The organism is Neisseria sicca 4320, from assembly GCF_000193735.1.
GTDB classification, from domain to species: Bacteria; Pseudomonadota; Gammaproteobacteria; order Burkholderiales; family Neisseriaceae; genus Neisseria; species Neisseria sicca_E.
The window spans coordinates 1-11,528 of the sequence record NZ_AEPF01000040.1 but is presented as its reverse complement, the minus strand read 5'-3'; the positions used below and the strand labels follow the sequence as shown (position 1 = coordinate 11,528).

General features: G+C 52.9%; 8 protein-coding genes and 1 pseudogene. 7 read left to right on the top strand and 2 right to left on the bottom strand.

Going from position 1 to position 11,528, the window contains the following annotated elements; genetic code table 11:
• Positions 1-81: 81 nt before the first annotated feature.
• On the bottom strand, positions 82-858 hold the full coding sequence (locus NSCA4_RS0103190; protein ID WP_016686795.1) for a ferredoxin--NADP reductase: 777 nt from the start codon (positions 856-858) through the stop codon (positions 82-84).
• Positions 859-1,095: 237 nt separating this feature from the next.
• Positions 1,096-3,318: a TonB-dependent receptor gene (locus NSCA4_RS0103185; RefSeq protein ID WP_016686794.1), complete on the bottom strand. Its 2,223-nt coding sequence runs from the start codon at positions 3,316-3,318 to the stop codon at positions 1,096-1,098.
• 251 nt (positions 3,319-3,569) lie between these two features.
• On the opposite strand from NSCA4_RS0103185, the gene NSCA4_RS0103180 reads away from it, so the two are divergent.
• The 7 genes and pseudogenes from NSCA4_RS0103180 to ruvB all read left to right on the top strand — a co-directional run bounded on the left by NSCA4_RS0103180 (position 3,570) and on the right by ruvB (position 11,462).
• Positions 3,570-5,339, top strand: a complete 1,770-nt coding sequence (locus tag NSCA4_RS0103180; RefSeq protein ID WP_016686793.1) for an ABC transporter ATP-binding protein/permease — start codon at positions 3,570-3,572, stop codon at positions 5,337-5,339.
• A 129-nt stretch (positions 5,340-5,468) separates the two neighbouring features.
• Positions 5,469-6,780, top strand: a pseudogene (locus tag NSCA4_RS12730) (DUF2130 domain-containing protein).
• A gap of 143 nt (positions 6,781-6,923) precedes the next feature.
• Positions 6,924-7,331, top strand: a complete 408-nt coding sequence (locus NSCA4_RS0103170) for an NfeD family protein (RefSeq protein ID WP_016686792.1) — start codon at positions 6,924-6,926, stop codon at positions 7,329-7,331.
• Between the two features lie 39 nt (positions 7,332-7,370).
• A complete protein-coding gene (locus NSCA4_RS0103165; RefSeq protein WP_003743103.1) occupies positions 7,371-8,330 on the top strand; it encodes an SPFH domain-containing protein in 960 nt (319 codons plus the stop codon).
• Positions 8,331-8,677: 347 nt separating this feature from the next.
• Complete coding sequence (locus NSCA4_RS0103160; protein WP_029609479.1) at positions 8,678-9,931, top strand: multifunctional CCA addition/repair protein; 1,254 nt, start codon at positions 8,678-8,680, stop codon at positions 9,929-9,931.
• Positions 9,932-10,051: 120 nt separating this feature from the next.
• A complete protein-coding gene (locus NSCA4_RS0103155; protein WP_016686790.1) occupies positions 10,052-10,360 on the top strand; it encodes a hypothetical protein in 309 nt (102 codons plus the stop codon).
• A gap of 70 nt (positions 10,361-10,430) precedes the next feature.
• Positions 10,431-11,462: a Holliday junction branch migration DNA helicase RuvB gene (gene ruvB / locus NSCA4_RS0103150; protein WP_016686789.1), complete on the top strand. Its 1,032-nt coding sequence runs from the start codon at positions 10,431-10,433 to the stop codon at positions 11,460-11,462.
• Positions 11,463-11,528 lie beyond the last annotated feature (66 nt).

Below are 11,528 nucleotides of genomic sequence, written 5' to 3'. Positions count from 1 at the left end.
ATAGATAGTACGGCAAGGCGAGGCAACACCGTACTGGTTTAAAGTTAATCCACTATATCTATCTTTAAAAAAACAAAAACCTTATTGATCCACAAACGCGCGTTCGATCAGGTAGTCGCCGCGTACGCCGGTTTTCGGGGAGACGGTCAGACCGAAATCGTCCAGAACTTTGCAGGTGTCTTTCAGCATGGCAGGGCTGCCGCACAGCATGGCGCGGTCGTCTTGCGGGTTGATTTTGGGCAGTCCGATGTCTTCAAACAGTTTGCCGCTTACCATCAGGTCGGTCAGACGGCCATGGTGTTCGTAGTCTTCGCGGGAAACGATCGGGTAGTAAATCAGTTTTTCTTTAACCAAGTCGCCGAGGTATTCGTGTTCGGGCAATTCTTTGGTAAAGCGGTCGTAGTACGCCAAATCTTTTTTGTAACGCACGCCGTGTACGAGGATGATTTTTTCAAATTGCTCGTAAATTTCTGGGTCTTTGGTGATGCTCAAGAAAGGGGCGATGCCGGTACCGGTGCTCAACAAGTAAAGGTGTTTGCCCGGATTCAGGTCGCCGGCAACCAAGGTTCCGGTCGGTTTTTTGCTGATTAACACGTCGTCGCCGACTTTAAGGTGTTGCAGGCGGCTGGTCAGAGGGCCGTCTTGGACTTTAATGCTGAAAAATTCGAGGTGTTCTTCCCAGTTGGCGGAGGCGACGCTGTATGCTCGCATCAGCGGCTTGCCGTCCACCATCAATCCGACCATGACGAATTGGCCGTTTTCGAAGCGCAACGATTCGTCGCGGGTGCAGGTAAAGGTGAAATACGCATCCGTCCAGTGGTGTACGAACAATACTTTTTGGGTATTGAATGCTGCCATTTGAGTTTCCTGTCGGTAAATCCGTCTGAGCGCGCGGGTCGGGCGGATGATGGTTTTAAGAGGGTTTTCAGACGACCTGTCTCGCCTGTGGATAGGTAATGCCGGATTAGAGCAAACGTGCAATTTTAAACCAAAATATTTACCATCACAATGCTTGCTTTTTAGTAAAGGTCGTCTGAAAACCCTGATTGGTATTTTCAGACGACCCTTGTCTTTGCCGGTTGGCCTGTTCGGATATTAGAAATCCAATTCCGCTTTCAGCCAGTAGGTACGCGGCATGCCGACGACGGCGAAGCTGCGGTCGTATTGGCCGCGCTGTACCTGCCAGTAGTTTTTGTTGAACAGGTTTTCCACCGAGCTGCTGACGGTCAGGGTATTTTTGCCGAGCTTGGTTTTGTAGCGGGCGCCTACGTCAACCAAGGTGTAGGATGGGAAGGCGTATTGTTTTTGCGTGTCTTGATAAGACTTGCCGAAGTACGAAACGTTGCCGTTCAAGGTCAAGCCTTTGGCAAACGGGGTGTCCCATTCCACGCCCGCTTTGGCAATCACGCGCGGGTTGGCGACTTGTACGCCGTTAACCAAATTATCGGCGAAATTCGGATAATCTTTTACGGTCGATTGCAGATACATCAAACCAAAGCTCGGACGCAGGGTTTTGTTCAACAAATTGGCATAGGTATTGAACTCGATACCGCGGCTGCGTTCCATGCCTTGCTCGGAACCGCTATAAGCCAAGCCTGCATTTTTGCGCATTGCGAAGTCAGTACCTGAAGTCGTATTACCGCGCCAGTAACCCGGACGTTTGATTTGGAATGCGTTCAGCGTCGTTACGAAATCGCCCCAGTTTTTGCGTACGCCGACTTCAAACTGACGGCTGACGCGCGGATCTGCCATCGTTACATGACCGTCATCATCGGTACGGATGTCGGACGGCTCCAAATCTTCCATATAGTTGCCGTAAACCACCAAGTCAGGCTGCGGAACCCATGCCGCCATCAACATCGGGCTGAAACGGCTCGCATCTGCTTTGCGGCCGTTTAATTTGTTTTTCTGCTCGACGGCTTGGAAACGTCCGCCCAAAGTGAGGCGGTATTTGTTGTCGGCAAAACCCAGCGTGTCAGATACCGCCAAACTATTTACTTTGATCACGGTATCCACTGAAGGCGTTGCACTCCATGCCGTTCCTAAGTTGGAATCCAATTTTGCCAATTGGGTCGGAATATCAAGGCTCGGATCGATAACGCTGCTTCGTGTTTGACGTGCGCCTTGATAAGTGGTGCGTTTGCGGTCGATACGGTCAAATGCGGCACTCCAGTTGTGACTTACCGGACCGGTTTCAAATTCGCCGCGTGCAGTCAGATTCATACTGAGCGTTTTGAAACGCTGGTCGGTCAAACGTGCGCGACCTGAATTGTAGGTCAAACCGCTGCTCGTAACGGTCGGAGAGGCGAAATTACCATAATAGCGCGCATTGTTGTAGCCGATACCGCCTGTAATTTGGGCATTTTCAAACGCATCCCATTCGAAGGTCAGCATATTGGTCTGACCGCGCGTGTTTTGAGCCTGCCAGCTCGGCGCCAGATTCACTTTGCCTTCAGGCGCGTCAAACAAGCGGCCGCTGGCGTTTTGAATATCCTGCATACGCGCGCGGCCGCCGTTGGTTTTGCGTTTCGCGTAGATGGAATCGAACGCCACGCGCAGTTTTTCGCCGCGATAGTCGGCATTCAAGGCAAATTCTTTATTGTCTTCGCTGTAACCGTGGCGCGGGGTGTCGCCGTGGCGCAGTTTGCCGTTGGCGCGCACGCCGAATTCTTTGTTTTCGCCGAAGCGTTGACCCAAGTCGAACGTACCTTGGGCGCGGTTGTTGCTGAACCAGCCCAAACCGATTTTGCGGTTGCCTTCATCGGCGGCTTTTTTGGTCTCGATATTGACGGAACCGGAGACCGCGCCTTCAGGGTCCATGCCGTTTACGGCGGTGGACGCGCCTTTAATCAGTTGTGCGGAGCCGACTTGCACGCTGGCTGTGCCTTGCGTGCCGTACATACCTGCCAAACCGTTGACGCTGAATTGGCGCGCATCAAGCTGATAACCGCGGAAATACAGGCCGGTCAGCGTGTTGCTTTCGCCGCCGAACTGCCAAACGGAAGCGTCTTTTTTCGCTACGGCATCCACCAAAGTACGCGCTTCGGTGTTGTTGAGGGCTTGTTCGTCGTAGTTGACGACGGTAATCGGCGCGGTAAAGGCATTGGCTTTGCCCAATACGCCCAAGTTCACGCGGTCGCGCAAGTCGCCGTCGCTGGCGATGGAGTAAGAACGGGCGGCTTTGACGCGTTTGGCGTCGGCGCGGACATTGACTTCCTGCAACTGCTGTTGCACAGGGGTTTCGGGTGTCGCTTCATCGGCGGCATAAGAAAATGCGCTCGCAATCAAAAGCGGCATCAGGGCTAATTTGCTGTTCATAAATTCCTTCTGTTTTTGAGGTGGGTTATTTTTGTTGCAATAAGCGTGTTAAAAATCACAAAGTAATTTTGTTACACGATTATATTTGATAATATTCCGCACTTCTATACTTCGTTATGAGAACCATTTGTAAAAACAAAAAATACAACACTCTCTCAATTTTTACCTCAAACCCTACAAACAAATGACAAATTCAGTTTTCAGACGACCTCTGCCTGCCGTCTGATTCATCTGACTAAAGAGATAACGCAATGCAAAAATGGCAAATCGAGCTTTATTCCACGCCGTCTTGGCTGTTACAGACCTTATTGATGGTCGCCGCCGCCTCGGCGGTGATTCTGTTTTTGGCACGTAAAACGCGCTTCGGGCGCGAGTTCGCCTATATCCTGCGGCTGTGCCTGACGCCGAAAAGCGCGGTCAAAGTCTTACTGCTGATTACGGCGATGATTGCGCTGCTGCTGACCGAAGTACGGCTGAATGTATTGAGTACCTTTATGTCCAAAGGGCTTTACGACTCGATGCAGGATTTGAACGCCTCCGCGTTTTGGATGTTTGCCGCGATGAACGCGGGCGTGGTGTTGGTGCGGGCGTTTAACAACGTCGTCAACGACTTTCTCGATCAAGGCTTGGCGATTAAATGGTCGGAGCGGCTCAATGAAGTGCTGACAACGCGCTGGCTTGCCGACAAAAACTACTACCGCCTGCAAATGCGCCGCCATGCGCCGGACAACATCGACCAGCGTATCCAACAGGACGCACAGGATTTCATCGCCTCAACCATAGAATTTGTGCGCGGCATGGTCAATTCGGTCGTTACCTCGCTGGAATTTGCCGTTGTTTTGTGGGGCTTGGCGGGCATTCTGACCGTGTTCGGTTTCGACATTCCGCACGGCATCGTTTGGTTTGTCTATATGTTTGTGATTTTGGCGACCTTTATCGCCATGTGGATAGGCAACCCTTTGATTCGTTACAATTATGAAAACGAAAAGCTCAACGGCGACTACCGTTACTCCCTCATCCGCGTACGCGACCACGCCGAAAGTGTGGCGTTTTACAGCGGCGAACAACACGAACACGACCAGCTTGCCAACCGCTTCAAAGCCATCATCCGCAACCGTTGGCGCATCGCCCGCCAAAGCATCTGCTTAAGCGGCTTTAATGATATGTTTACCAACGGAATCAAGCTCTTCCCCATTATTTTGCAAGCCCCGCGCCTGTTTGCCGGGCAAATCAAAATCGGCGACATCCAGCAGACCGTCCAAGCCTTCGCCCGACTGCAAAACGCCCTGTCCTTCTTTCGGATGTTCTACAACAAATTCACCGCCTACCGCGCCCGATTGGAGCGTCTGTACGGCTTTTTGCTGAGTACGGAAGAACAACACAGCGCGCAGCAACCCGACATTACCGAAGTTTCAGACGACCTCTCGTTGGAAAACGTCGCCCTGTTCCGCCACAACGGCGAAATCCTGTTGAGCGGCATCAACGTCAACCTCAAAAGCGGCGACTCCCTGCTGATACGCGGTCCGAGCGGTTGCGGCAAAACCTCGCTTCTGCGCGCGCTGGCGGGACTTTGGCCGTTTGGCAGCAGCGGCAAAGTCAGCCGTCCGCCGCATCAAGACATCCTCTTCCTGCCGCAACGCCCCTACACGGCGCAAGGCAGCCTGCGCGACGCGATTTGTTACCCCGACATCGACAAACAGCATCCCGAGTTAGCTGAAGCCATGAACACCTGCCGCTTAGATTATCTCGTTGATAAATTAGATAAAATTGACGATTGGCAACACAAACTCTCCCCAGGCGAACTGCAACGCATCGCCTTCGTCCGCGCCCTGCTCTCGCAGCCCAAAGTCATCCTGCTTGACGAAGCCACCGCCGCCTTGGACGAACCGACCGAGGCCCTGCTCTACCGCGCACTGAAACAAAAACTGCCGCAGAGCATCATCATCAGCATCGGACACCGCAGCACACTCAACGAGTTTCACGATTTCCGTCTCGATGTCGGCAACGCAGCTTGCGATTGAATTTAAAGTGACGAGGTCGTCTGAAAACCCGTAAGGGTTTCGCCAAAACGTGCGCAGCGAGTTTTGCTAAAACTTTTTCAGACGACCTTTCTGCTAAAATCCCACTCTCAAATAAAAGGGAAACCCACCATGCACGAAATCAAATGCCCGCACTGCCACACCGCGTTTACCGTCAACGAAGCCAGTTACGCCGACATCCTGAACCAAGTCCGCACCCAAGAATTTCAAACCGAAATCCACGAGCGCCTGCAACAGGCGCAGATGCAGTTTCAAAGCGATATGCAGCTTGCCCAAGCGCAGGCACAAAATCAGTTCGACAAAATCCTAGCCGACAAAAACCACGAAATCGCCGCCCTATCCAACCAAATCAACGCCTACGAAAAAGACAGCAAACTTGCCGCCGCCGAAATCGAAGGTCGTCTGAAAGCGCAAATCGCCGAACAAGATAAATTGATTGCAGAACTGAAAGCGCAGGCAAAATCGCTGGAAACGGCGAAAAACATGGAAAAAGAGCTGGAAATCACCAAAGCCGTTGCCGAAAAAGAGCGCGAATTGAGCAATCTGAACACCCAGCTCATGCTGCAATCGAAAGAAAACCAGTTGGAAAAACAAAGCCTGCGCGAAAAATACGAAGCCGAACTCAAACAAAAAGACGAAACCATCGCCTTCTACAAAGACTTCAAAGCCAGACAGTCCACCAAAATGATAGGTGAAAGCCTAGAGCAGCACTGCGAAACCGAATTCAACCGCATCCGCACCACCGCCTTTCCCCAAGCCGTCTTCGGCAAGGACAACGATGCCAAAACCGGCAGCAAAGGCGACTACATCTACCGCGAAACCGACGAAGAAGGCAACGAAATCATCTCCATCATGTTCGAGATGAAAAACGAAAACGACGAAACCGCCACCAAAAAGAAAAACGAACACTTTTTCAAAGAGTTGGACAAAGACCGCAAAGAAAAAAACTGCGAATACGCCGTCCTCGTCTCACTTTTGGAAGCCGACAGCGACCTCTACAACAACGGCATCGTCGACGTGTCCTATGCCTATCCGAAAATGTATGTCGTGCGCCCGCAATTCTTCATCCCCATCGTCTCCCTGCTGCGCAACGCCGCGCTCAATTCATTGAAATACAAACAAGAATTGGCACAAATGCGCGCGCAAAACATCGACATCACGCACTTTGAAGAAGACTTGGACAAGTTCAAAACCGACTTCGCCCGCAATTACGAACTCGCCAGCCGCAAGTTCCAAACCACCATCGATGAGATCGACAAAACCATCAGCCACCTGCAAAAAACCAAAGAGGCCCTGCTCTCTTCAGAAAACAACCTGCGCCTTGCCAATAACAAAGCGACCGACCTGACCGTCAAAAAAACTGGTGCGCAAAAACCCGACCATGAAGGCCGCCTTTGCCGCGTTGGAGAAAAAAGAGGATTGAGGCTCATATAAAGTAAAGGTCGTCTGAAAGCGGCCTTCCCCCTTTTCAGACGACCTTTCCCGAGTCAGAGCCGTTTGAATATTATCTACGATACGGCTATGATGAAGCCTGTCCCTACACATTGATAATGAAAGGAATCCCGCATGACCGCTTGGTTTATTGCCGCTGCCGCCGTCCTGATTGTCGAGCTATTCATCGGCACCGTGTATCTCTTGGTGGTCAGTGCGGCTCTGTTCGGTGCGGGTTTGGTGTATTGGCTGATCGGCGATACTTCGATTGCCGTTGCTGCGGCAGCCGTTTTGTCCGCCGTCGGTATCTGGGTGGTACACAGTAAATTCAAAAAAACTGCGCCACGCCAAGAATTGAACGATGATTTGGACATCGGACAGACCGTTCAAATCCTCCGCCGCCTTCACGGCGATTGTTATGAAGTTTCTTATCGGGGAACGCACTGGCAGGCGCGGGCTGAAAATGCCGACGCCGTTCAGACGACCTCCACCGCCGTGATTACCGGTAAAAACGGTAATGTTTTACTCATTCGTTTAAATTGATTCAGTAACCCGCCCTGTTGTGGTTTAAAAGGAAAAACAATGGAATTTTTATACAGCTTCCCCGTCATCCTGCTGATTGTCGTCGTGATTTTCGGCTTCAAGTCGTTTATCGTGGTGCCGCAACAGGAAGTTTACGTCGTCGAACGCCTCGGCAGATTCCACAATGCGCTGACTGCCGGTCTGAACATCCTGATTCCTTTCGTTGACCGCGTTGCCTACCGCCACTCGCTCAAAGAAGTGCCTTTGGACGTTCCCAGCCAAGTTTGTATCACCCGAGACAATACACAGCTTACCGTTGACGGCATCATCTATTTCCAAGTAACCGACCCGAAACTGGCTTCCTACGGCTCCAGCAACTACATCATGGCGATTACCCAGCTCGCCCAAACCACGCTGCGTTCGGTTATCGGTCGTATGGAGTTGGACAAAACGTTTGAAGAACGCGACGAAATCAACAGTATCGTCGTTTCCGCGCTCGACGAAGCGGCTGGCGCGTGGGGTGTAAAAGTATTGCGTTACGAAATCAAAGACTTGGTTCCGCCGCAAGAAATCCTGCGTTCTATGCAGGCGCAAATTACCGCCGAACGTGAAAAACGCGCCCGCATCGCCGAATCCGAAGGCCGCAAAATCGAGCAAATCAACCTTGCCAGCGGTCAGCGCGAAGCGGAAATCCAACAGTCCGAAGGTGAAGCGCAAGCCGCCATCAACGCGTCAAACGGTGAAAAAATCGCCCGCATCAACCGCGCACAAGGTGAAGCCGAAGCCCTGCGCCTGGTTGCCGAAGCCAACGCCGACGCCATCCGTAAAATTGCCGAGGCAGTCCGCGCAGAGGGCGGCTCCGAAGCCGTCAACCTGAAAGTTGCAGAGCAATATGTCGAAGCATTCAGCAATCTGGCAAAAGAAAGTACCACGCTGATCATGCCCGCCAACGTCGCCGACATCGGCAGTCTGGTTTCCGCCGGACTGAAGATTGTCGACGGCAACAAAGCGGCAAAATAAACCTTTTGTTTTGCCACGAGGTCGTCTGAAAACGAGTACAGCACGTTTCGCTACCATATAGAGCGGATTTCGCCAAATCGTTTTTCAGACGACCTTTATTCACATAACGGCAGACAAAATGCCCATCTGACCAAGCTTCAATATAGTGGATTAACAAAAATCAGGACAAGGCGACGAAGCCGCAGACAGTACAGATAGTACGGAACCGATTCACTTGGTGCTTCAGCACCTTAGAGAATCGTTCTCTTTGAGCTAAGGCGAGGCAACGCCGTACTGGTTTAAAATTAATCCACTATACATTCTGATTGTTACCAAAGACCAATTCAATGACTCAGAAAACACACACCATCAAAATCTACCTCGTCGGCGGTGCCGTCCGCGATTATCTTTTGGGATTGCCCGTTAAAGACCGCGACTGGGTGGTCGTCGGTGCTGACGCGCAAACTATGTTGGCGCAAGGCTTCCAGCCGGTCGGCAAAGATTTTCCCGTGTTCCTCCACCCCGAAACCCACGAAGAATACGCCCTCGCCCGTACCGAACGCAAAACCGCCAAGGGCTACGCCGGTTTCAGTTTCCATGCCGACAAAGATGTTACGCTAGAGCAGGATTTGATGCGCCGCGACCTGACCATCAACGCGATGGCGCAGGATTCAGACGACCTCATCATCGACCCCTTCGGCGGACAACAGGATTTGGCGGCGGGCATTTTGCGCCACGTTTCCCCCGCCTTTGCCGAAGACCCCGTCCGCATCCTGCGTACCGCCCGCTTTGCCGCGCGCTACGGATTTGAAATCGCTGAAGAAACCATGAAACTGATGCGGCAAATGGTGGAAAACGGCGAAGCGGACGCTTTGGTTGCCGAACGCGTTTGGCAGGAGTTGGCAAAAGGCTTGATGGAAAAAAATCCGCGAAAGATGATTGAAGTGTTGCGTGAATGCGGCGCGCTCAAAGTCTTGCTGCCCGAAGTCGATGCGCTTTTCGGCGTGCCTCAACGCGCCGACTATCATCCCGAAATCGACAGCGGCATCCATACCCTGATGACGCTGCAACGCGCCGCCGACATGGGTCTGAGCCTGCCCGAACGCTACGCCGCCCTGCTGCACGACTTGGGCAAAGCCAAAACCCCGCCCGAAATCCTGCCCAAACACCACGGACACGACCTCGCCGGCGTCGAACCCGTACGCGAAGTCAATCAGCGGCTGCGTGCGCCGAGACACTGCGCCGAGCTTGCCGAACTGGTCTGCCGCTGGCACATCATGTTCCATAAAGCCGACGAACTCAAAAGCAAAACCATTCTGAACGTTTTGAAAAAAACCGACGCTTTCAGACGACCCGAACGCTTCGCAGCGACCTTAAACGTCTGCATTGCCGATACGCAAGGCCGTCTGAACCGCGAAAATACGCCCTACCCGCAACGCGCGCACTGGCTCGCCCTGCTCGAAGCCGCCAACCAAGTGGATTCGGGCAAAATCGCCGCCGAATGCCGCGCGCAGGAAAAAGCGCACCTTATCGCCGAAGAAATCGACCGGGAGCGGTTGGCACAAATCGCCCCGCTGCAAAAAGCGTTTCGGGCGGCGCAAGACAAAACAGAAAGACATTAAAACGCCTAATGCAGCCAGTTTTAAAGTTTTGAGGACGATATCCAACCGAGGCTTTGAAACAGCCGCCGCCATATCCGCTATAATCTGCCTCTCAGCTATTTAGTTCCAACCATAAAAATCATGACCATTCAGACCGATTTATTGCCTAAAATCAACAACGAAGATTACCAACGCCTCATCCTCAAACACAGCGTAGAATTCAGTGAAGGCGAAATCCGCCTGTTGAACGAAATCCTCGAAAAATTCAGCTTCGACGTCGTTCAGGCGCAGGCATTGGCGCAGGCGGTGATGCAGCAGGTGCGCTTCGATCCCAATGCCTACCATATCGACAGCGACGACGAAGACACCACAGGCATCTGCCCCCACTGCATCAACCCGCCCATGCCGCCCCTGCGCGATTACCTCGTTTGGCGTGAAACACGCGGCTGAACCACTTTCAAAAGGTCGTCTGAAAACAGCAAACCGCTTTTCAGACGACCCCAAACCCACCGGAAAACCCATGCTGCAAACCGACAACCTTACCGCCGCCCAGCCCCAGCGCATCATCACCGCCCAAAGCATCTCCTCGCAGGAAGAGTTGCTCGAGCGCGCCCTGCGCCCTAAAACGCTGGACGACTATATCGGGCAAGACAAAGCCAAAGAACAGCTCGCCATCTTCATCCAAGCCGCCAAAAAACGCGGCGAAGCCCTAGACCACACCCTGCTCTTCGGCCCGCCCGGGCTGGGCAAAACCACGTTGGCGCACATCATCGCCAAAGAGCTGGGCGTCAACCTGCGCCAAACCAGCGGCCCCGTCCTCGAACGCGCCGGCGACCTTGCCGCCCTTCTGACCAACCTCGAGCCGCACGACGTATTGTTCATCGACGAAATCCACCGCCTCAGCCCCGTCGTCGAAGAAATCCTCTATCCCGCGCTCGAAGACTACCAGCTCGACATCATGATAGGCGAAGGCCCTGCCGCCCGTTCCGTCAAAATCGACCTTCCGCCCTTCACGCTCGTCGGCGCAACCACCCGCGCAGGCATGCTGACCAACCCGCTGCGCGACCGTTTCGGCATCGTTGCCCGTTTGGAGTTTTACCAAAATCAAGATCTTGCCACGATTGTTAGCCGTTCCGCCCAATTACTGCAACTCGACATGGGTGAAGAAGGCGCGATGGAAGTTGCCAAACGCAGCCGCGGCACACCCCGCATCGCCAACCGCCTGTTGCGCCGCGTGCGCGATTTTGCCGATGTAAAAAACAACGGCGTAATCGATGCCGTCGTCGCCGATGCCGCTTTAAGCATGCTGGATGTGGATGCGCAAGGTTTGGACGTCATGGACAGAAAATTCCTCAAAGCCATCCTGCACAAATTCAGCGGAGGTCCCGTCGGTCTTGACAACGTTGCTGCCGCCATCGGCGAATCCACGGACACCATCGAAGACGTTATCGAACCCTACCTTATCCAACAAGGCTTCCTGCAACGCACCCCGCGCGGCAGAATGGCGACCGAACGCGCTTACCTGCACTTCGGCTTGAAAATGGAAAAATAAGTGTTGATCAATACAAAAAGGTCGTCTGAAAAACCCGATTTTTTGGTTTTCAGACGACCTTTTTTG

Bases quoted from the DNA above. Each gene is read 5' to 3' on its own strand.
- NSCA4_RS0103190 (WP_016686795.1), bottom strand. From the start codon at position 858: ATGGCAGCATTCAATACCCAAAAAGTATTGTTCGTACACCACTGGACG.
- ruvB (WP_016686789.1), top strand. From the start codon at position 10,431: ATGCTGCAAACCGACAACCTTACCGCCGCCCAGCCCCAGCGCATCATC.
- NSCA4_RS0103180 (WP_016686793.1), top strand. From the start codon at position 3,570: ATGCAAAAATGGCAAATCGAGCTTTATTCCACGCCGTCTTGGCTGTTA.
- NSCA4_RS0103165 (WP_003743103.1), top strand. From the start codon at position 7,371: ATGGAATTTTTATACAGCTTCCCCGTCATCCTGCTGATTGTCGTCGTG.
- NSCA4_RS0103170 (WP_016686792.1), top strand. From the start codon at position 6,924: ATGACCGCTTGGTTTATTGCCGCTGCCGCCGTCCTGATTGTCGAGCTA.
- NSCA4_RS0103155 (WP_016686790.1), top strand. From the start codon at position 10,052: ATGACCATTCAGACCGATTTATTGCCTAAAATCAACAACGAAGATTAC.
- NSCA4_RS0103185 (WP_016686794.1), bottom strand. From the start codon at position 3,318: ATGAACAGCAAATTAGCCCTGATGCCGCTTTTGATTGCGAGCGCATTT.